Raw genomic sequence first — 20,953 nt, 5'->3', positions numbered from 1 at the left:
TGGTCCGTCAGCGGACCGGCCTGTGGATCCCACAGGGATAACTTTCCTCTCCCCAGGTTGTGGACGGAAGATTCTTGCCCAATCTGTGGAGAGAGGCCGTGACCTCGCCAGGAATCGAACAGAGCCGGCGCGCTCCACAGGTTTGGGAAGACGGCGGAGGGTGCGTACGACCCGTCGACCGGCCGGCGATCCGACCCGAAACCCGCTCCGCGACGGCTCCGCGCGGTCCGCGGACGTGCCGTGGGGCGGTCCCCGGACGCCTCCTTGGCCCCGTACGCCGAAGGGCGCCCCGGGAGCGGATCCCGGGGCGCCCTGGTGGCGGTGGCGGCCGGCGGCAGGCCGCTCGTCAGCCGTTCTTGATGCGGTTGGTCAGTTCGGTGACCTGGTTGTAGATGGAGCGCCGCTCGGCCATCAGCGCGCGGATCTTGCGGTCGGCGTGCATGACGGTGGTGTGGTCGCGGCCGCCGAACTGCGCGCCGATCTTCGGCAGCGAGAGATCGGTGAGCTCCCGGCACAGGTACATCGCGATCTGGCGGGCCGTCACCAGCACCCGGCTGCGCGAGGAGCCGCACAGGTCGTCGACGGTCAGCCCGAAGTAGTCGGCGGTCGACGCCATGATCGCCGTCGCGGTGATCTCCGGCGCGGCGTCCTCGCCCCCGGGGATCAGGTCCTTCAGCACGATCTCGGTGAGCCCGAGGTCCACCGGCTGCCGGTTGAGCGACGCGAACGCGGTGACCCGGATCAGCGCGCCCTCCAACTCGCGGATGTTGCGCGAGATCCGGGACGCGATGAACTCCAGCACCTCCGGCGGCGCGTTCAGCTGCTCCTGCACCGCCTTCTTGCGGAGGATCGCGATCCGGGTCTCCAGCTCCGGCGGCTGGACGTCGGTGATGAGACCCCATTCGAAGCGGTTGCGCAGCCGGTCCTCCAGGGTGACCAGCTGCTTCGGCGGCCGGTCACTGGAGAGCACGATCTGCTTGTTCGCGTTGTGCAGGGTGTTGAAGGTGTGGAAGAACTCCTCCTGCGTCGACTCCTTGCTCGCCAGGAACTGGATGTCGTCGACGAGCAGGATGTCCATGTCGCGGTAGCGCTTGCGGAACGCGTCCGCCTTGCCGTCGCGGATGGAGTTGATGAATTCGTTGGTGAATTCCTCGGAGCTCACGTACCGCACCCGGGTGCCGGGATAGAGGCTGCGGGCGTAGTGCCCGATGGCGTGCAGCAGGTGGGTCTTGCCCAGACCCGACTCCCCGTAGATGAAGAGCGGGTTGTACGCCTTGGCCGGTGCCTCGGCGACCGCGACCGCCGCGGCGTGCGCGAAGCGGTTGGAGGCGCCGATGACGAAGGTGTCGAAGAGGTACTTCGGGTTCAGTCGCGCGGTCGGTTCGCCGGGGCCGGTCGCCGGTGCGGGCTGCGCGGCGAGCGGACCGGGGGCACCACTGGGCGCCGGCAGCGGGGACCCGGGACCGCCCGGCCGACCACCGGGACCGGGGGGCGGAAGCTCGGGGAGGTCGCGGCGCTGCTGGTCGTACGGGGAGCGCGGACCGTCCGAGGGGCGTGGCCCGCCGCGGTCGGGCCCCTGCGCGCGGTAGTCGTTCTGGCGCTGCTGGAGATGGGCGGGCGGCGAGGCGCCGTACGGCTCGCGCCACTGCTCCGTGGACGTCTCACGGTCGGGGTAGCCGCTGAGGTGCTGCTGCTGCCAGCCGTACTCCTCGCGCGGGCCGACCGCGTCGGTGCGGGAGTGCTGCGGCCACGCCCCGGGCTCGTGCCGGGGCTGTGAGTAGTCGGGGTACGCGGGGCGGACGCTGGGCAGGTCATCGCCCTGGTGCCCGTAGCCCTGCCGGGAGTCGTGCCGCCCGTCGTAGCCGTCGTACGCGTCGTGCTGCGCGGACTGGTGCTGGGCCGGCGGGTGCTGGGCGTGCTGCTGCGGCGGCGCGGACGACTGGGCCGGCGGCTCCTCGGAGGAGTCGTCCACGGTGATCGCGATCCGGATCGGCCGGCCGCACTCGTGGCTGAGGGCTTCCCCGATCAGCGGCGCCAGCCGGCCTTCGAGCACGCCCTTGGCGAACTCGTTGGGCACGGCGAGCAGTGCGGTGTCCGCGACCAGCGCCAGGGGCTGGGTCCGCTTGAGCCAGTCCTGGTCCTTGGGCTTCAGGCCGTCGGCCTCCGCCCGCAGGAGGTGATCGAGTACACGTGGCCACACTGCGGCAAGATCGGCAGGTACATCAGCCACAGGGCACGCTCTCTCACAGTCCCACGAATGTGTGATTCTCAGGACGGGCGGGAAGGAATTGGAGTTCAGCCACGGTAGTCAGGGCGGGCCTGGGGATTCAAGTTGTTGTCCACAGGCTGTGCATAGTGTGTCCTGATGGAGGCTCTCCGCACCGTTCGGGAGCTGGTTTGACCGGATGGCGTAGCCCCGCGTACCGTGACCAGGTCGAGTTGTCGATGGCTGCTGCCGCCTGCCTCCGATGGGCAAAGATCGCGTTCTCGTGGTCGTGTAGCGGTGCACTCGGGCGTGGCGAGCTACTCGTGGGCGCACGGTGACAGCTAGTCGACGCCCCACAAATCTGTCTCTCTGAGACAACAAGTTTCTTGGAGCCCCCGAGTGAGCAAGCGCACCTTCCAGCCGAACAACCGCCGTCGTGCGAAGACCCACGGCTTCCGTCTGCGCATGCGGACCCGCGCCGGCCGCGCGATCCTGGCGACGCGCCGCAGCAAGGGCCGCGCCCGCCTGTCGGCCTGAGCAGCCAGACCTAGGTCCATGACGTGCTGCCTACCGAAAATCGGCTGAGGCGGCGCGAGGACTTTGCGACCGCGGTACGCCGGGGACGCAGGGCCGGGCGCCCGCTCCTTGTCGTGCATTGTCGTAGCGGCGTAACGGACCCGCACGCGTCGGGGGAACGTGTTCCCCCGACGCGTGCGGGTTTCGTCGTGAGCAAGGCCGTTGGCGTTGCGGTCGTCCGCAACAAGGTCCAGCGGCGGCTCCGCCATCTCATGCGCGACCGGCTGGACCGGCTGCCCGCCGGTAGCCTGGTTGTCGTACGGGCCCTGCCCGGCGCGGGTGCGGCGGAGTACGACCAGCTGGCCCGCGACCTGGACGCCGCCTTGGAGCGGCTGCTGGGAGGGGCGCCGAAAGGCCGCAATCCCACCGGGGCGGTGACCGACGGCGGCTGCGCCGCCGGCCCCGGGAAACCCGGACGGGACCCGGGAGGGAGCGCACAGTGAAGTACCCGCTGCTGCTTTTGATCAAGATCTACCAGTGGACCATCAGCCCGCTGTTGGGCCCGGTCTGCAAGTACTACCCGTCGTGTTCGCACTATGGCTATACGGCCATCGATCGGCACGGCGCGGTGAAGGGGACTGCGCTGACCGCCTGGCGCATTCTGCGGTGCAACCCGTGGTCGCTCGGTGGCGTCGACCACGTCCCTCCCCGGAAGCGTCCGGTTTGGCATCAGCGGCTGAGGAGCCGCCTGGGCGGGCCCACCGTCCCTGAGCCTGTCGCCCAGCCCGAGACTCAGCCCAACGCCCAAGGAGCCTGATTCGTGGACACGATCCTCGGTCCTCTTTATTACGCAGTTTCCTGGATCATCGTCCAGTTCCACTCGTTCTACAGTTTGGTCTTTGATCCGAACAGTGGAGCTGCGTGGGGTCTGTCCATCGTCTCGCTGGTGGTGCTGATCCGTATCTGCCTGATCCCGCTCTTCGTGAAGCAGATCAAGTCGACGCGGAACATGCAGGCGCTCCAGCCGAAGATGAAGGCGATCCAGGAGCGTTACAAGAGCGACAAGCAGCGCCAGTCCGAAGAGATGATGAAGCTCTACAAGGAGTCGGGCACCAACCCGCTCTCGAGCTGTCTCCCGATCCTGGCGCAGTCTCCGTTCTTCATCTCCCTGTACCAGGTCCTCAGCCACATCGCGCAGAACAAGACCGTCGGCTTCATCGACCCGACGCTGCTGGCGAGCGCGCAGAAGGCGCACATCTTCGGTGCGCCGCTCGCGGCGAAGTTCATGGACAGCGCGGCGAAGATCCAGAGCCTCGGCGCATCGGTGACCGACGTCCGCGTGGTCACGGTCATCATGATCGTCCTGATGTCGGCGTCGCAGTTCTACACCCAGCGCCAGCTGATGACGAAGAACGTCGACCTGACGGTGAAGACGCCGTTCATGCAGCAGCAGAAGATGCTGATGTACGTCTTCCCGGTCATGTTCGCCGTCTTCGGCATCAACTTCCCCGTCGGTGTTCTCGTCTACTGGCTGACCACCAACGTGTGGACCATGGGTCAGCAGATGTTCGTCATCCGCCGCAACCCCACCCCGGGCAGCAAGGCGTTCACCGAGCGTCAGGAGCGGCTGCGCGCCCAGGGCAAGCTGGTTGAGAGCCCCGCCGAGGTCGCGGCGAAGCAGGCCGCCGAGGAGGCGCGCCAGAACCGCCAGCAGCCCAAGCGGCAGACGAAGGCCAAGCGTCAGACCGGCACGGCCGCCGGTGCCCCGAGCACTTCCGCGCAGAACCGCACGCGGGCGAGTTCGTCGGCGTCTGACACCGAGGCTTCGCAGGACGACCAGGGGAAGGGCGGTACGCCTGGCAAGGGTGGCGCCTCCGGATCCCGTAACACCAAGTCCGGGCAGCGCAAGGGCCAGCAGCGCCCCAAGCACCCGTCCAAGAAGTAAGAAGGAGTCCTTACGTGACGGACACGACCCCTGGCACCAAGGGCGCCGACACCCTGAGCCGCCTGGAGCAGGAAGGCGAGATCGCCGCCGACTACCTCGAAGGTCTGCTGGACATCGCGGACCTCGACGGTGACATCGACATGGACGTCGAGGCGGATCGCGCCGCGGTGTCGATCATCGGCGAATCGACCAGCCGTGACCTGCTGAAGCTGGTGGGCCGGGACGGTGAGGTGCTGGAGGCGCTGCAGGAGCTGACGCGCCTCGCGGTGCACCGCGAGACCGGCGACCGCAGCCGTCTGATGCTGGACATCGCCGGCTTCCGGGCGCGTAAGCGCGAGGAACTCGCCAAGGTCGGCGCGAGTGCGGCGGAAGAGGCCAAGAGCACCGGGCAGCCGGTGAAGCTCGACCCGATGACGCCGTTCGAGCGCAAGGTCGTGCACGACGCGGTGGCCGCGGCCGGTCTGCGCAGCGAGTCCGAGGGCGAGGAGCCCCAGCGCTGCGTGGTTGTGCTCCCGGCCTGACGCTTCGCGCTCAGTCTTTCTTTGGCCCCGTCTGCTCGCAGGCGGGGCCAAAACTTGTCAGCCTTCTGTGTTATCCCCGGTCGTAGCGCCGGGTTCCCGGCAGGAAAAGCAGTCCAGAGGAAGGGGCGGTTCCCGTGACCGAGGCATCAGCGGAGCTCCCTCCCGCGCCGAAAACGGCGCAGGAGGTATTCGGCGAGCGCTTTCCGGAGGCCGTACGGTACGGCGAACTGCTCGCCGATGTGGGCGTGAAGCGTGGGCTGATCGGTCCGCGCGAGGTGCCGCGGCTGTGGGAGCGGCATCTGCTGAACTGCGCGGTGCTCTCCGAAGTGGTTCCCGAGGGTGTCTCGGTGTGTGATGTGGGTTCGGGGGCCGGGCTGCCCGGCATCCCGTTGGCGCTGGTGCGCCCGGACCTCAAGATCACGCTCCTGGAGCCGCTGCTGCGGCGGACGAACTTCCTTCAGGAGGTCGTCGAGCTGCTCGGGCTGGACCACGTCACGGTCGTGCGGGGCCGCGCGGAAGAGGTCATGGGCAAGCTGCCACAGGTGCACGTGGTGACCGCGCGGGCCGTCGCGCCGCTCGACCGGCTGGCCGGTTGGGGAGTGCCGCTGCTGCGTCCCTACGGCGAGATGCTGGCGCTCAAGGGCGACACCGCGGAGGAAGAGCTGAAGGCAGCCCGTGCTGCGCTGAGCAAGCTCGGCGTGGTGGATACGTCGATCGTGCACGTCGGTGAGGGCGTGGTGGATCCGCTGTCGACCGTGGTGCGTGTCGAGGTGGGCGAGAGCCCCGGCGGGGTGCGTTTCGCCGCGAAGCGGGCGAAGGCGGCTCGTGCGAGCCGGGCGTCGAGGGGTCGCCGGCGCTGATGGCGCGATGCGGGAGGAATCCTGGCCGGCTTCTCCGCGGTGGGCGCAGCCGTCCGCGGAATAGCGGATAGGGCGAATTTCGCAGGTGCCACATAAAGCCACAAGACGGAGTGTCGCGGCTTAATCGGACGCGGCGCTGGCATCGTGTTTCACGTGAAACGTCGTTCTCTGCTGCAAGGGATCATCGGCCGCGGTCGTGCGGCTGCCACGCCGCACGACCGGAAACCCACACGGGTCACGAAAGTATCCACAGAAGCGGGTTCATCCACAGGAGAACGGACCTCACTGGTTCGCGATACCGAAAGCATGGCAGGCTCTCACCATTGTGAGCCTGATGTCGAGGAGAGTGAATCCTTGCGGTCCGACGCCAACATCGCGGGACCGATGACCGATCCGGTCCCCGGTCCCCGCAACGAGTCGTTCGGGGACGACGTTTCACGTGAAACGCCGCCCCTGATGGACAACACACCGGTAGGTCGCGCAGCGCAGCTGGCGGTAGGGGCCATGGGCCGCGCAGGCGAGGGGCTGCCCCGTCCCGAAGCGACCCGCGTCATGGTGGTCGCCAATCAGAAGGGCGGGGTCGGCAAGACCACCACCACCGTGAACATTGCGGCGTCGCTGGCGCTGCACGGAGCCCGGGTGCTGGTGATTGACCTCGACCCGCAGGGCAATGCGTCGACGGCCCTGGGGATCGACCATCACGCCGACGTGCCGTCCATCTACGACGTGCTGGTCGAGAGCAAGCCACTCTCCGACGTCGTGCAGCCGGTGGTCGAGGTGGAGGGGCTCTTCTGCGCGCCCGCCACCATCGATCTGGCCGGTGCCGAGATTGAGCTGGTCTCGCTGGTGGCCCGCGAAAGCCGGCTGGACCGCGCCATCAAGGCGTATGAACAGCCGCTGGACTACATCCTCATTGACTGCCCGCCCTCGCTCGGCCTGCTGACCGTCAATGCGTTGGTTGCCGGTGCCGAGGTGCTGATTCCGATCCAGTGTGAGTACTACGCGCTGGAAGGTCTGGGGCAGTTGCTGCGGAACGTTGAACTGGTGCGGGGGCATCTCAACCCCAAGCTCCATGTCTCGACGATCCTGCTCACCATGTATGACGGACGTACCCGTCTTGCCTCGCAGGTCGCCGACGAGGTGCGCAGCCACTTCGGCAATGAGGTGCTCCGGACGAGCATCCCCCGCTCGGTCCGCATCTCGGAGGCACCCAGCTATGGGCAGACGGTGCTCACCTATGACCCGGGATCCAGTGGCGCACTCTCGTATCTCGAAGCGGCCCGAGAGATCGCGCTGCGGGGGGCGGCGCACCCCGGGGAGCAGGGCCTGAGTGTGAACTACCAAGCACAGCACAGCATCTCGGAGGGGACTCAGTGAGTGAACGACGTAGGGGGCTGGGCCGAGGGCTCGGTGCACTGATCCCCGCCGCACCGCAGAGCACGGACCAGTCCGGGCCGCTGGTGGGAAGGGGAACCACGTCACCGTCGTCCGTACCGGTTCTGGCTCCGGATCGCGGAGTGGCGGCCGCCAAGGTGGCCTCGCTGCCCACGCCCGGTGTTTCACGTGAAACAGAAGCTCCGACGGACGCGGAGCATACGAGCGGTCTCCCGGCTGAGGTGGCTGGCGCGTACTTCGCCGAGGTGCCGCTGGACGCGATCCGGCCGAATCCGCGGCAGCCGCGCGAGGTTTTCGACGAGGACGCTCTCGCCGAACTGGTCACCTCCATCAAGGAGGTGGGCCTGCTCCAGCCGGTGGTGGTCCGCCAGACGGCACCGGGGAGCTATGAGCTCATCATGGGTGAGCGGCGCTGGCGAGCCTGCCGGGAAGCCGGGCTGGAGAAGATCCCCGCGATCGTGCGGGCCACGGAAGACGAGCGGCTGCTGCTCGACGCGCTGCTGGAGAATCTGCACCGGGCACAGCTGAATCCGCTGGAAGAGGCCGCTGCCTACGACCAGTTGCTGCAGGACTTCAAGTGCACCCATGACGAGCTGGCCGACCGGATCGGGCGTTCACGTCCGCAGGTCACCAACACACTGCGGCTGTTGAAGCTGTCGCCGTCGGTGCAGAAGCGGCTCGCGGCCGGGGTGCTCTCCGCGGGGCATGCTCGGGCTCTGCTCTCGGTGGAGGATTCGGAGGAGCAGGACAACCTGGCGCGCCGCATCGTGGCGGAGGGGCTGTCGGTCCGTTCCGTCGAGGAGATCGTGACGCTCATGGGGGCGAGCCTCAAGAGTGCCGGCAAGGCGAAGAAGCCCCGGGCGGGGGCTCGGGTGTCCCCCGCGCTCACCGGTCTTGCCTCCCGGCTGTCCGACCGCTTCGAAACCCGGGTGAAGGTCGATCTTGGTCAGAAGAAGGGGAAGATCGTCGTCGAGTTCGCCTCCATGGACGACCTGGAGCGCATCCTCGGCACCCTTGCTCCGGGCGAGGGTCCCGTCCTGGGAAGCGCTTCGGCCGACGAGAGTGGCGAAGAGCAGTGAGCTGACGTGTATGGCTCGTGGGCGAGCCGTGTTCCGGAACCGATACCGGAACACGGCTCGCCCTTTGCTTTCTGGCAGTACCCGCGCCCATACAGGGTGGATACGATGCGATCGGGTATGGCACGCATCCACGTGGAGAGACCTCACATCGAGGAGAAGGCCATGCGATCAGTGAGCCGCACTGGACTGCTGGCGGCGGGGTTCGGCCTCGCAGCCCTCGGAGGGTTCGTTGGTGGTCTGCTCAGGGAGCAGGTGGCGCTGACAGCGCTGCGTGGTGCGGCAGGCGAGGGAAGCGAGGACCTGGTTCCATGGGCCGTCGGCTCGTACCGCTCACGCTGGACAACCTTCCGGATCTCCCCAAGCGCTGTCGCTCCTGCGTCTTCTGGGAGCTCGACCCCGTCAGCGGCGAGGCTGCGGTAAAGGCTGGGCGTCCCGAGCTGGAGAAGGAAGCCTGGATCTCAGCGGTGCTGCTGGAGTGGGGATCCTGCGGGCGCGTTGTCTATGTCGACGACGTGCCGGTGGGGTTCGTCATGTACGCCCCACCGGCCTACGTCCCGCGTTCCACGGCCTTCCCCACCAGCCCGGTGTCGCCGGATGCGGTGCAGTTGCTGACGGCATGGCTGACTCCTGGTTACCAGGGGCAGGGGCTGGGCCGGGTGATGGTGCAGACGGTGGCCAAAGATCTCATTCAGCGCGGCTTCAAGGCCATCGAGGCGTTCGGCGATGCTCGCTGGACCGAGCCGGCGTGTGTGCTGCCCGCCGATCATCTCCTGGCCGTGGGCTTCAAGACCGTTCGCCCGCATCCCCGTTTTCCGCGGTTGCGGCTCGAACTGCGGACCACGATCTCGTGGAAGGAAGACGTGGAGCTTGCGCTGGACCGTCTGCTTGGAGCCGTGCAGAAGGAGCCCGCGCTCCGACCGTTGTAGACGGCCCGCCGCGATGTTTCACGTGAAACATCGCCGAGTGTTTCACGTGAAACGTGACGGCGTACCTCAGGCGAGGAAGTCCGAGAGGTCGCGCTCGATGGCGGCCTTCGGCTTGGCGCCGACGATGGTCTTGACGACCTCGCCGTCCTTGTAGACGTTCATGGTCGGGATCGACATGACGCCGTACTTGGCGGTGGTCGCCGGGTTCTCGTCGGTGTTCAGCTTCGCGATGACGATCTCGTCGTGCTCGGCGGCAATGGCCTCGAGGGACGGGGCGACCTGACGGCACGGGCCGCACCAGGTGGCCCAGAAGTCCACGAGGACGGGCTTGTCGCTCTTGAGGACGACCTCTTCGAAGTTGTCGTCCGTGACGGTCACCGTGGCGCCGGCCATGGCAATCTCCTTACTGGGTGGGTGGTGGGAAAGCTGGGGTGCGCGGGTCAGGCGGACGCGGTCTTCTCGGGCTCGGCCGTGACCTCGCCGTCCGAGAGCGCCGCGAGGAACCGCTCGGCGTCGAGGGCGGAGGAGCAGCCCGTGCCGGCAGCGGTGATCGCCTGGCGGTAGGTGTGGTCGACGACATCGCCGGCCGCGAAGACGCCTGCGAGGTTCGTCCGGGTGCTGGGCGCGTCGACCTTGAGGTAACCCTCGTCGTCGAGGTTCAGCTGGCCCTTGAAAAGCTCGGTGCGCGGGTCGTGACCGATCGCGATGAAGAGGCCGGTGACCGGAAGCTCGGAGTTCTCGTCCGTCTTGACGTTTCGCAGCGTCAGACCGGAGAGCTTGTTCTCGCCGTGAATCTCGGCGACCTCGCTGTCCCACACGAACTTGATCTTCGGGTCGGCGAAGGCACGCTCCTGCATCGCCTTGCTCGCCCGCAGGGTGTCGCGGCGGTGGACGACCGTGACGGACTTGGCGAAGCGCGAGAGGAAGGTGGCCTCTTCCAGCGCGGTGTCGCCACCGCCGATAACGGCGATGTCCTGGTCCTTGAAGAAGAACCCGTCGCAGGTCGCGCACCAGGAGACGCCACGGCCGGACAGTTCGTCCTCGCGCGGCAGACCGAGCTTGCGGTGCTGAGAGCCGGTGGTGACGATGACCGCCTTGGCGCGGTGCACCGTGCCCGCGGTGTCGGTGACGGTCTTGATTTCCTCGCTGAGGTCGACCGAGACGATGTCGTCCGGCACCAGCTCGGCGCCGAAGCGTTCCGCCTGGGCGCGCATGTTGTCCATCAGATCCGGACCCATGATGCCGTCGCGAAAACCGGGGAAGTTCTCCACGTCGGTGGTGTTCATCAGCGCACCGCCGGCGGTGACGGCGCCTTCGAAGACGAGCGGCTTCAGGGACGCGCGGGCGGTGTAGAGCGCTGCGGTATAGCCCGCGGGCCCGGAGCCGATGATGATCACGTTGCGGACGTCGCTCACGGGTGTCTTCCTTGTCTCTGCCGACGGCTTGCTGGGGTCTCGGAACTCTCACCCCACCCAACGGATCCTAAGGGGCGAGCATTCCCGGAGTGCCACAGCGCACATCTCGCCGCTCAGTCTCGCTGATACGAGTGGGTCAGCAGAACCTTCCCAGGAGCCGGCGGGCTGGTCGAGATGCAGGAGGCAGTGACGACGTAAGCGGAGACGCTCTTCGGGTCCGACGGGTGCGGCAGCACCACGAGGAATGCGTCCTTGCCCTCATAGACGCTGCGGGTGGAGGCCAGCGGCTTCTCGGTGCGACCGATGCCCTGGCGCACACACGAGGGAACGGTGTCCGCCTCGCCCCGCAGCGGAGTCTCGGGGGAGCTGCGGGTGCCGATCTCCGGCGTCTGCTGTGCCTTCTTCGTGGCGAGCAGCTTGTGGACGTCCGACCCGAGCGTCGCGGCGGTCAGGCCCGCTGGGGTTCTCCCACTCACAGTGGAGGAGCTGTCCTGCTTGGTGGCCTGGACGCCGCTGGTGCCGGCGCTCTGGATGAGCAGCCCGCCCACTCCGAGTACCGCCGCTGCGGCTGCCGTGCCGAGCAGGATCCGGGGCCACCGTCGGGAGCGCGACGAACGGCGCCCCGGCGTCTGCCGGCCCGGCCCGGAAGCGCCGCGGCCCCGTCCGATCGGCGGCGCGGAGGCAGCTGCTCGGAGCGGCGTCTGCGCGCTGGTTTCACGTGAAACGGCGGCATCCGCGTTCGATGTTTCACGTGAAACCGAGCCCGGGGAGGGCGCTGTTTCACGTGAAACGAGAGGTTTACGCTCGGCAGTGGAGGAGTCCAGCAGCGCCTCAGCGGCAAGGGCTGCGTCGATGCGCTCGGCGATGTCGGCCGGCATCCGCGTCGGGCCGGGGAGCCTACCGAGAAGTCCTCGGATCTCCTCCAAAGACGCAAAGACGTCCTCGCACAGTGCGCAGCCGGCGAGATGATCCCGCAGATCCGCGGTGCGTGAGGGGGAGAGCAGCCCGTCCGTGAGATCGGAGATCTCGGAGACCTCCGGGTGCTCGCCTGCGCCGGTCGTCGACGTCACGCTCGCCCACCTCCGCCCTTCACGGCACCTGTGCCCTTCGGTCCTGCCGTCGGTGGGACGGATGTCCCCTGCGCCCGGTTCCTTCCCCCGCTCGCGGGATCGCTACCCCCGCCGTCGCCGCGCAGATGGGTGACCAAGGGCAGTAGCCGAGCTCGCCCTCGTGAGCAGCGGCTTTTCACTGTTCCGGTCGGTACACCGAGAATCTCAGCGGCCTCCGCGACGGAATATCCCTGCATGTCGACGAGTACGAGAGCGGCACGCTGCTCCTCGGGGAGGGTGCGCAGCGCTATGAGGAGTTCACGGTGCAGGTCCTGACGTTCGGCCGGGAGCGCCGCGGATTCCTCGGGTTCGAGGAGCTGCTCCAAGCGCTCGGTCTCGGCGACCGGGGAGGTGCGTCGCGAGGCGGCCTTGCGGGCCCGGTCCAGACAGGCGTTGACCGTGATGCGGTGCAGCCAGGTCGTCACGGCCGACTGGCCTCGGAAGGAGTGTGCGGCGCGATAGGCGGAGACCAACGCGTCCTGCACGGCGTCAGCCGCTTCTTCGCGATCACCGAGGGTGCGTAAAGCCACGGCCCAAAGCCGGTCACGGTGGCGCCGGACGATCTCCCCGAACGCATCGGGGTCGCCTTTCACATGCAGGGCGAGGAGATCAGCGTCGGTTGGTGTCGAAGCCTTGTCGCTGTCGGTGGACACGGGCCCCCCGGCCGTAGCTGCCTGATCTCGGTCCCATTGAAGCCCGCCGGGTGACGAATGTAAATGCTGGGAAAGGCACCTCGCCGACCGGAAACGATCTCTGCGAACCGAAGGGCGTGGGTACGGGCGCCGGCCTCTCGGCCGATCGACCTCCGTACCCACGCCCTTGTCGGACGGCGTGCGTGCTCAGCTGGTGAAGGAAACCTCGGTTACGCCCTGCTTGTAGCCGGGGCCGCTGTAGGTGTCCTGCAGCGAATAGGGCATCGCGGTGATCCACACGACGACGTAGCGAGCCTTCGCCGGTGTTTTGAGCGTGACCTTGGCGGTGCTTCCCGAGGTCTTGGCCGTACCGAGCTCCTGCATGGAGCTCAGCGGCTCGGTCGGTGAGAGGGAATCGGCGGCGTAGAGCGTCACCGTCGTGTGGTCACCGATGTAGTGCAGCCCAATGGAAGCGGTGCTTATCTGCTGCTTCGAGCCGAGGTCGTAGACCAGCCCGACGCCCTTCTTGAAGGCCGGATTCAGATTGGGGCCCTCGTGATAGCTCTTGCTGCGCCAGTACGTCGCGGGGTCCCCGTCGTAGGTGTCCCGTGCCTCGTCGGGGTGCTGCGGCTGGCCGTCCGGGTAGTACTCCGCGCCGTCCACGATCTTGATCGTCTTGCCGTCGGGCCTCTTGGCGCCCCCGCCGGTGGTCTGCGAGTTCCCCTGGGTGTCCTGGTCGCCCTCCCGCTTGAGCAGGGTGTCCGCCAGTTGCCAGCTGCCCAGGCCCAGCGCCGCGATCAGCAGTGCGGAAACCGACCACTTCAGCGCCTTGCCAGTACGGCTCTGGAGCGGGGGCGGCGGCGGGACGACGGGCTGCGTCGCCTGCACCGACTGGCCGTTGTGGGCCCGCTGCTGGCCGTAGGAGCCCTTCTGGAAACCCGTGCGCTGGTACGGCGGCGGGGTCGAGAACGCGGTCTCCGGAGGACGGATGCGCGGCATTGCGGCGACCGCCTTGGCCAGTTCCTCCGGCGTGGTGCACGGCGGCTCCTGGCGGGACGCGGTGGCCCCGTCGTTGACCAGTGCCCGCATGGCGAGCTCGGACAGCCCCCGGTGCACGCCCGCGCGCACCTGGTCCGGTGCGATCAGGCCGACGCCCTTGGGCAGACCGGCGAGGCCGTAAGCGTCGTTCTCGTACGGCCAGCGCTGGGTGAGGGCGGCGTACAGCAACGCGCCGATCGCCTCGGTGTCCGTGCGCTGCGGGTGCTCGCAAGTGATGCCGCGCAGCGCCGCCATGACGGCGAGGCCGCGGATGCGGTACTGCCCGGATTCCGTGCGCAGCACCGAGCCGGGGGTGAGCCGCAGATGGGACAGGCCCTCGCGGTGGGCGGCGGCCATGGCCTGGGAGACCTGGCTGACCAGCTGGTAGGCGTCGTGGGGTTCGAGCGGACCGTTGGCGAGGACCGTGGCCAGCTCGGTGGCGTCCGGCAGCCACTCGTGGACGACGTAGACCAGGTCGTTGTCCTCGACGGCGTCGAGGACCTGGACGAACCGGGGGTCGCCCAGGAGTGCGGAGGCCCGGGCGGCCGAGAGCACCGGACGGGCCCTGGGGTGGTCCGCGGGGAGGATGTGCACGCCGACGGCCCGCCGCAGCTTTTCGTCGACGGCGCGCCAGCTGCTGAATCCGTCCAGACGGGTGACGCACTCCTCAAGTCGATAACGTCTGGCGAGCTTATGGCCGCTGTGGAGTTCCGGCGGCTTGGAATCGGTCGCCTCGGCACGCTCGTCTTCAGTGCGTGCGGTGTCCTTTTCCTTGCTGGATACCTTCTCGGCCTCCGCACCGTCGTCCGTGGCCCGACCCGCCTTGGCGGTCAGCGGCTCCTCGCCGCTCGTGTCGGCCACGTCGACGGCAGCCGTGCTCCGTTCCGCCACCGTCGTTCCTGCCTCCCCATCCGTTGCAGGCTCAATGAGCCAAGACAATTGTGCCCACAGTCCGCCACTATGCACGACACACGGTGGCAGTCGATGGTTGTGCCCGGTCAGCGTCCCAGCTTGGATCTGACCATGCCGACCAGGGCGTTCAGCTCCTCGATCCGCATTTTTCGGGCGGCGAGGTAGAAGACGGCCAGAAGTGCGGCGGCGCCGCCGACGAGCGCGGCGAGCGATCCGACGAGCCCGGTGCCCAGTGCCTGCATCAGGACGTACACCAGGGCGCCGGAAACGATCGTGGCGGGGATGCTGGCGCCGGCGAGCCGGGCGTAGGTCCGCACCACGTGTGAGGTGTCCAGGTCGCCGTCCATCCGCTTACTCAGGCGGCGCCAGGCGACGCCGACGCCGATGACGTAGGCGAGGCCGTAGGACGCTGCCATGCCCACCACGGCCCAGCGGGCGGGCAGGAGCAGGAAGCAGAGGGCGGAGGCCGCGGCGTTGACGCCGGCGACGATCACCGTGTTGTAGAAGGGCGTCCGGGTGTCCTCGTACGCGTAGAAGGCGCGCAGGACGACGTACTGCACCGAGAACGGGATCAGGCCCACGCCGAAGCCCATCAGCATGTAGCCCATCGGGATACCGGCGCCGGACGAGCCGTAGACCAGCGTGCACAGCGGAATGCCGAGGGAGAGGAACCCGAACGAGATCGGGACGATGGCCACGGCCGAGGTGCGCAGGCCCTGGGAGATGTCGTCCCGGACCGCTCCGGTGTCGCCGTCGTGGGCGGAGCGCGCGAGCCGGGGCAGCAGTGCGGCCATGACGGAGACGGTGATGATCGCCTGCGGCATGTTCCAGATCAGCTGGGCGCTGGCGTACGAGATGAAGCCGGTGCCTGGGTGGCCCTGCCGGTCCGCGGTGTTTCCGGCCCAGGTGGAGAGCTGGGTGACGACCAGGACACCCGCCTGGTTGGCGAGGACGAACAGCACCGTCCACTTGGCGAGCTTGGCGGCCTTGCCCAGGCCGTGGCCGCGCCAGTCGAACCGGAGCCGCAGCTTGAAGTCGGCGTCACGCAGGTACGGGATCATCGCCAGCGCCTGGACCACCAGGCCCAGGAGGGTGCCGATGCCGAGCAGCCGGATGCCCTGGTCGGGGATCGTGGTGACGCCGATGTGGGAGGTCTTCGCCGTGCCGTAGACCCAGATGAACAGGCCGAAGGTGGCGATCATGACGATGTTGTTGAGGACCGGGGTCCACATCATCGCGCCGAAGCGGCCGCGGGCGTTGAGGATCTGGCCCATGACGACGTGCAGGCCCATGAAGAAGATCGTGGGCACGCAGTAGCGGGTGAAGGCAACCGCGACCTCGTTGGCCGCGGGATCGCGGGAGATGTCGAACGAGACCAGTTTCACCAACAGTGGTGCGGCGAACACCGCCAGTACCGTCAGGACGCCCAGGACGACGATGACCAGGGTGAGCAGCCGGTTGGCGTAGGCCTCGCCGCCGTCGTCGTCCTCCTTCATCGCGCGGACGAGCTGCGGGACGAAGACGGAGTTCAGACCGCCGCCGATGGTCAGGATGAAGATCATCGTTGGCAGCTGGTAGGCGACCTGCCAGGAGTCACCGAGGACCGCGCCGCCGAGCGCCGCGACGATCAGCGCCGAGCGGACGAAGCCGGTGAGCCGGGACACCATCGTGCCGGCGGCCATCACCGCGCTGGACTTCAGCAGTCCCGAGGCGCGGCCCCCGGACTGCTTGCCGGCCGCCGCCACCGGGGCGGGCTCCGGCTCGGGCTCGGGCTCTTCGATGAGCTGCTGTGCCACCGGCTCCGGGCCGGGGGCCGCCAGCGGTGCCTGCGGGGCCACGGGGGCCGGTGCGGGGTGCGACGGCTGGTAGGGCTGCTGCTGGTCCCGGAAGAGATGGGCGAACGCATCCCGCTCGGGGCGCTCGTCGGCACCCTGGGCCATCAGCGCGTCGCCGCCGGCGAACTGCACCGTCGCGTCGGGCTCGCCGTACGAAAGATTGTGGGTCGGGCCCTGCGGCCCGGCCGGTGCGGGCGTGGGCCACTGCTGCGCGGCGGGGGTGTGCTGCGGGTACTGCGGACCGGGCGGCTGCTGGTAGAGGGGGTGCGCGGGCTGTCCCGGGGCTGGCGGGGGCGCGGCCTGGTCGTAGCGAGGCTCGGTGGTCGGAGCCTGGCCGGTCGGGGCTGGTGACGGGTACAGGTCGTTGCGGTAGGCGTCCTGGACGTGTTGGTCCTGGTCCCCGGGCAACGGCGGCGTCGGAGGGACCGCCCCCGAGGGATCGCCATGGGCGCCCCGGCTGCGGTCACCGTCATACGGCGCATTCATCGCTGCCCCACCTCATCTGTCGCCGGCCATCCGGCTCCGTCGCCTATCAACGGTCCACTTTCTCACCTGAGCCGGACGGCCCGGACTTTTCCGAACCGGTGTCCGGTGTGGGCTCACTCGGCTGCTCGGGGCCGTCACTGCCCGTGCCGCCGTCGTCGCCGTCCTGGTCCTCGGTGGAGGAACCGCCGTTGTCCTCGCCGTTTTCCTCGTCCTCGGTGTCCTCGGCCGCCCTCCGCTTGCGCTGGAGGTAGATCCGGAGACCGGCGAGCACCAGTAGCAGCACACCGCCCGCGATGACGAGCATCACAGTGAGGGTGATCTCAGTGACGTTCACCCGGAACGTCATGGGCTCACCGTAGGGCTTGCCGTCCGCGGTGTAGAGCTGTGCGGTCACCCAGGCGAGACCGTTGGCGTTCGCCGTGGTCTCGAACTTGAACGACTGGCTGTGCCCGCCGTCCACCTTGATCTGCTGGGACTTCCCCACGTCCAGGCGGTTGGGCTGCGACGAGGTCAGTCGCAGGGTCAGGCCCTGGACGCCCTGCAGGAGGTTGTTCTGGACCGTCACCGGAATCGTGGCGCTGCGCCCGGAGAGCGTCGCCTCCGACTTGGGGATCAGGCGGACCTTCTTGGTCAGACCGTCGAGGTAGCTGCGGACCGAGGTGCGGAACGCGGCGGCGCCCTTGTCGTCGCCCCGCCACGACGTGGACATCTCGCGCATTATGGCGTTGCCGAACGGGGTGACCACGCGTTCGGGCTGGGCCAGCACCACCTGGAAGTCGTCCAGCGAGCTCTGGGTCTCCTCGATCTGCCGGAAGGCTTCGGCGGGGAGCTCCTGCTGGCGCAGGAACGACGGGTACGCGGAGCGGCCGGGGATCTGGCGGTTGGCGTTCGGATCGGGCTTGGCCTTGGCCGCGTCACCGAGCTTCGTCGGCTGCGTCCAGCTGGCCTGCTCCAGGTTCCGCAGCGCGCCGGCCATGGCCTGGGTCTGGGGCGCGGAGGGCATGCGCTGCGGCGCGACGACGATGCTGCGCTGCTGCTCCGGGTTCTCCAGGCCGATCATCTGGGCCTCGGCGAGGAATTCCTGGATGGCGAGGCTGGCGTTCCCGGACTTCGACATATCGCCTTCGAAGGCCCGGGAGAGCTGGGTGTCGGTGACGATGGCGGTGTTGCCGCCGCCGATGGGCCGGGCAGCGGTCGGGGTGTACGACAGGCCGTTGTCCCGCAGGCTGTCGCTGCGGGTGATGACGTTGTGGGCGCCGGCCGAGGTGGCGACGTCGACGATCGAGGAGTCGATGGCGCCGTTCACCGGCCAGGTGAAGTCGGTGCGCGGCTTCACACCGAGGATGGTGTCCACCGTCTTCGAGGCGAGCTCGGTGGCCGGGCCGAGGTGGCTGAGGGAACTCGGCACGCTCTTGCCGTGGTGCGCGAGCGAGGCCAGGTCCGGGTCGCCGAACGGCAGGGCGACGACCTCGTGCCCCTTCACGGCGTTCCCGAGATCGTTGAGCCACTGCATGGCGACGGTCTGGTTCTTGCCCAACGGGCCGTCCGGGCCGTTCACGCGGTACGTCTTGGTCATCGCTTCGACGGACGCGAGCAGGTCCGGATCGATGACGAAGGTCACGGGGAGGTTCTTGCCGAGCTCGACCATCTTCTGGAGCCGGCCGCCGGGGGCGATCTCCGCCGCGAGGTCGTCGTTGCGGAACACCGGCGTCTGCTGGGCGTCGGCACCGGTCTCGGCCGTCAGATGGGTGGTGGAGATCAGCGGCCACAGGTAGGTGAGCTGGGTCTTCTTCGCCGGGGCGGCGTCCTGCCAGGGCAGGAAGGTCCGGTCGATGCCGAGGACCTGGTCGTACGAGGAGCTGGTGGTGTGGCCGGACAGGGTGACCCCGAGCGGGTAGACGCCGTCGTCGCTGAGGCCGAGGTCCTTGACCGGGAGGCTGACGGTGAAGGTCCGACTGGTGCCCGGGTCCAGTTTGTCGACCTTCTCGGTGTGGTCGCCGATCTCTGGGCCGTCCGCGGCCGACAGATAGCCGGTGCGCTTGGTCACAGCCTCGATGGAGCTGCGGTCGTTGAGCGCGGTGCCGCGGTGCAGTCCGACGTGGGCGCCGGTGATCGGGCTCTTGCTGTCGTTGGTCAGCGTGCCGGAGACGGTGACGGTGTCGTCCTTGCCGGGCGCGGCCGGGGACATCGCGTTGATCGTGACGCTGACCGGGTGGGGGCCCGTCGAGTCCGCCTGGGCGGTGGGGGCGTGCGGGACCTGCAACGTTGCCACGAGCAGGGGTACTCCGGTGAGCAGCGTCACGGTCCTTCGCAGCCACCGGCCACGCGGCCGTTCAGTCGCCTGGAACCCTGCCGCATCGGCCACGCGCTCGCCCGTCCCTCGTCGTCGTCAGTGGTCGTCGGAATGTGCGTCCACGAATGGTAACGAGGCCCGGCGTGCCGTAGTGCCGGGGACTGCTCCACATGATCGCTACGCCCGGAAGTCCGTGTGGGCTTGTCCCCTTTATTAACGTGACGCCAGGTGCTGTGCGGCCACGTACCCTTTTCTGTTGTGCCGAACGCCAACAATGACTCCCCCACCCCGCAGCCCGAGCGGACCCCGCAGCCGACGGACGCGCTGAACCACGTACAGCGCCGTGCCGTGAGCGAGCTGCTGCGGGTGTCCCCTGTCGCGGACGACCTGGCCCGTCGCTTCCAGGAGGCCGGTTTCACGCTTGCCTTGGTCGGCGGGTCGGTCCGGGACGCGCTGCTAGGCCGGCTCGGGAACGATCTGGACTTCACCACCGACGCCCGGCCGGAGGACGTGCTGAAGATCGTCCGGCCGTGGGCGGACGCGGTCTGGGAGGTCGGCATCGCCTTCGGCACCGTCGGCTGCAAGAAGAGCTCGTTCGACATCGAGGTCACCACCTACCGCTCCGAGGCGTACGACCGCACCTCGCGCAAGCCCGAGGTGTCGTACGGCGACTCGATCGAGGACGATCTGATCCGCCGGGACTTCACCGTGAACGCGATGGCGGTTCTGCTCCCGCAGAAGGAGTTCGTCGACCCGCACAACGGTCTGGAGCACCTGGCGGCCCGCGTGCTCCGGACGCCGGGGACGCCGCAGGAGTCGTTCTCCGACGATCCGCTGCGGATGATGCGGGCGGCCCGCTTCGCCGCCCAGCTGGACTTCGAGGTGGCGCCCGAGGTCATCGCGGCGATGACGGCGATGGCGGAGCGCATCGAGATCGTCTCCGCGGAGCGGGTCCGTGACGAGCTGAACAAGCTCATCCTGGCCCCGAACCCGCGCAAGGGACTGCGGCTGCTGGTTGATTCCGGGCTCGCCGACCGGGTGATCCCGGAACTGCCCGCGCTGCGGCTGGAGAGCGATGAGCACCACCGCCACAAGGACGTCTACGAGCACACGCTGACGGTGCTGGAACAGGCCATCGACCTTGAGGACGACGGGCCGGATCTGGTGCTGCGTCTGGCGGCGCTGCTGCACGACATCGGCAAGCCCAAGACGCGGCGCTTCGAGCAGGACGGCCGGGTCTCCTTCCACCACCACGAAGTGGTCGGGGCGAAGATGACCAAGAAGCGCATGACCGCCTTGAAGTACTCCAATGACATGATCAAGGACGTTGCGCGGCTGGTGGAGCTGCATCTGCGCTTCCATGGCTACGGCACCGGAGAGTGGACGGATTCCGCGGTCCGCCGCTACGTCCGGGACGCCGGTCCGCAGCTGGGGCGTCTGCACAAGCTGACCCGTTCGGACTGCACCACCCGCAACAAGCGCAAGGCGGCCGCCCTGTCACGGGCGTATGACGGGCTGGAGGGCCGTATCGGGCTGCTCCAGGAGCAGGAGGAGCTGGACGCGATCCGTCCGGACCTGGACGGCAACGCGATCATGGAGATCCTGGGCATCGGTCCCGGCCCGCAGGTCGGCACGGCGTACAAGCACATGCTGGAGCTGCGGCTGGAGCACGGTCCGATGGAGCACGAGGCCGCGGTGGCCGCGCTCAAGGAGTGGTGGGCCGCTCAGAGCTGAGGGCGCCGAGGCCCGTGTGGCCGTGAAACCGACGATGTTTCACGTGAAACC

17 protein-coding genes and 1 pseudogene are annotated in these 20,953 nt (G+C 68.4%); 10 read left to right on the top strand and 8 right to left on the bottom strand.

All coding sequences use genetic code 11. The annotated features are described in order from the left end of the window. Positions 1-346: 346 nt before the first annotated feature. A complete protein-coding gene (dnaA, locus tag ACO0M4_RS19030) occupies positions 347-2,230 on the bottom strand; it encodes a chromosomal replication initiator protein DnaA (protein ID WP_430371882.1) in 1,884 nt (627 codons plus the stop codon). A 375-nt stretch (positions 2,231-2,605) separates the two neighbouring features. On the opposite strand from dnaA, the gene rpmH reads away from it, so the two are divergent. From rpmH to ACO0M4_RS18985, 9 genes and pseudogenes are all read left to right on the top strand, one after another. Continuing rightward, complete coding sequence (gene rpmH / locus ACO0M4_RS19025) at positions 2,606-2,743, top strand: 50S ribosomal protein L34 (protein ID WP_003975051.1); 138 nt, start codon at positions 2,606-2,608, stop codon at positions 2,741-2,743. A gap of 23 nt (positions 2,744-2,766) precedes the next feature. Continuing rightward, positions 2,767-3,135 (top strand): annotated as a pseudogene (rnpA, locus tag ACO0M4_RS19020) (ribonuclease P protein component); the annotation flags it as partial. Positions 3,136-3,221: 86 nt separating this feature from the next. Next, the gene (gene yidD / locus ACO0M4_RS19015; RefSeq protein WP_006604423.1) at positions 3,222-3,539 is read left to right on the top strand and encodes a membrane protein insertion efficiency factor YidD; all 318 of its coding nucleotides are present in this window, start codon (positions 3,222-3,224) and stop codon (positions 3,537-3,539) included. A 3-nt stretch (positions 3,540-3,542) separates the two neighbouring features. Continuing rightward, entirely contained in the window at positions 3,543-4,667 is a 1,125-nt protein-coding gene (yidC, locus tag ACO0M4_RS19010) for a membrane protein insertase YidC (RefSeq protein WP_430371880.1), read from the top strand. A gap of 14 nt (positions 4,668-4,681) precedes the next feature. Continuing rightward, complete coding sequence (locus tag ACO0M4_RS19005; protein ID WP_390010926.1) at positions 4,682-5,188, top strand: protein jag; 507 nt, start codon at positions 4,682-4,684, stop codon at positions 5,186-5,188. A 134-nt stretch (positions 5,189-5,322) separates the two neighbouring features. Then, entirely contained in the window at positions 5,323-6,048 is a 726-nt protein-coding gene (gene rsmG / locus ACO0M4_RS19000; RefSeq protein ID WP_430371879.1) for a 16S rRNA (guanine(527)-N(7))-methyltransferase RsmG, read from the top strand. A 306-nt stretch (positions 6,049-6,354) separates the two neighbouring features. Then, positions 6,355-7,425, top strand: coding sequence for a ParA family protein (locus ACO0M4_RS18995; protein ID WP_430373850.1), 1,071 nt, complete (start codon positions 6,355-6,357; stop codon positions 7,423-7,425). Next, entirely contained in the window at positions 7,422-8,522 is a 1,101-nt protein-coding gene (locus tag ACO0M4_RS18990) for a ParB/RepB/Spo0J family partition protein (protein WP_430371878.1), read from the top strand. Before ACO0M4_RS18995 ends, ACO0M4_RS18990 begins: the two co-directional genes overlap by 4 nt. Positions 8,523-8,830: 308 nt before the next feature. Beyond that, entirely contained in the window at positions 8,831-9,448 is a 618-nt protein-coding gene (locus tag ACO0M4_RS18985) for a GNAT family N-acetyltransferase (RefSeq protein ID WP_390010920.1), read from the top strand. 66 nt (positions 9,449-9,514) lie between these two features. Here the strand turns inward: ACO0M4_RS18985 and trxA are convergent, their stop codons facing one another. The 7 genes from trxA to ACO0M4_RS18950 form a co-directional block, all read right to left on the bottom strand. Further along, the gene (trxA, locus tag ACO0M4_RS18980; RefSeq protein ID WP_390010918.1) at positions 9,515-9,841 is read right to left on the bottom strand and encodes a thioredoxin; all 327 of its coding nucleotides are present in this window, start codon (positions 9,839-9,841) and stop codon (positions 9,515-9,517) included. A gap of 47 nt (positions 9,842-9,888) precedes the next feature. Next, positions 9,889-10,863, bottom strand: coding sequence for a thioredoxin-disulfide reductase (gene trxB, locus ACO0M4_RS18975; RefSeq protein ID WP_430371877.1), 975 nt, complete (start codon positions 10,861-10,863; stop codon positions 9,889-9,891). A gap of 113 nt (positions 10,864-10,976) precedes the next feature. After that, entirely contained in the window at positions 10,977-11,933 is a 957-nt protein-coding gene (locus tag ACO0M4_RS18970; protein WP_430371875.1) for an anti-sigma factor family protein, read from the bottom strand. After that, positions 11,930-12,625, bottom strand: coding sequence for an RNA polymerase sigma factor SigM (gene sigM / locus ACO0M4_RS18965; RefSeq protein WP_430371873.1), 696 nt, complete (start codon positions 12,623-12,625; stop codon positions 11,930-11,932). The genes ACO0M4_RS18970 and sigM overlap by 4 nt, the downstream gene beginning before the upstream one ends. Before the next feature lie 186 nt (positions 12,626-12,811). Beyond that, the gene (locus tag ACO0M4_RS18960) at positions 12,812-14,533 is read right to left on the bottom strand and encodes a protein kinase family protein (RefSeq protein WP_430371872.1); all 1,722 of its coding nucleotides are present in this window, start codon (positions 14,531-14,533) and stop codon (positions 12,812-12,814) included. Between the two features lie 107 nt (positions 14,534-14,640). Beyond that, complete coding sequence (gene murJ, locus ACO0M4_RS18955) at positions 14,641-16,875, bottom strand: murein biosynthesis integral membrane protein MurJ (RefSeq protein ID WP_430371870.1); 2,235 nt, start codon at positions 16,873-16,875, stop codon at positions 14,641-14,643. A gap of 46 nt (positions 16,876-16,921) precedes the next feature. Further along, entirely contained in the window at positions 16,922-19,177 is a 2,256-nt protein-coding gene (locus ACO0M4_RS18950; RefSeq protein WP_430371869.1) for a DUF6049 family protein, read from the bottom strand. Positions 19,178-19,426: 249 nt separating this feature from the next. Between ACO0M4_RS18950 and ACO0M4_RS18945 the strand changes: the two genes are divergently transcribed. Continuing rightward, positions 19,427-20,902, top strand: coding sequence for a CCA tRNA nucleotidyltransferase (locus tag ACO0M4_RS18945; RefSeq protein WP_430371867.1), 1,476 nt, complete (start codon positions 19,427-19,429; stop codon positions 20,900-20,902). Positions 20,903-20,953 lie beyond the last annotated feature (51 nt).

The organism is Streptomyces sp. RGM 3693, assembly GCF_050471125.1.
GTDB lineage: Bacteria > Actinomycetota > Actinomycetes > Streptomycetales > Streptomycetaceae > Streptomyces.
The sequence above is the reverse complement of the archived record's forward strand: the minus strand, read 5'-3'. Positions and strand labels throughout refer to the sequence as shown.

What these genes read in the sequence shown, in the direction of transcription:
- trxA (WP_390010918.1), bottom strand. Translation starts at nt 9,841, where the DNA reads ATGGCCGGCGCCACGGTGACCGTCACGGACGACAACTTCGAAGAGGTC.
- ACO0M4_RS18985 (WP_390010920.1), top strand. Translation starts at nt 8,831, where the DNA reads ATGGGCCGTCGGCTCGTACCGCTCACGCTGGACAACCTTCCGGATCTC.
- murJ (WP_430371870.1), bottom strand. Translation starts at nt 16,875, where the DNA reads ATGAATGCGCCGTATGACGGTGACCGCAGCCGGGGCGCCCATGGCGAT.
- ACO0M4_RS18995 (WP_430373850.1), top strand. Translation starts at nt 6,355, where the DNA reads ATGGCAGGCTCTCACCATTGTGAGCCTGATGTCGAGGAGAGTGAATCC.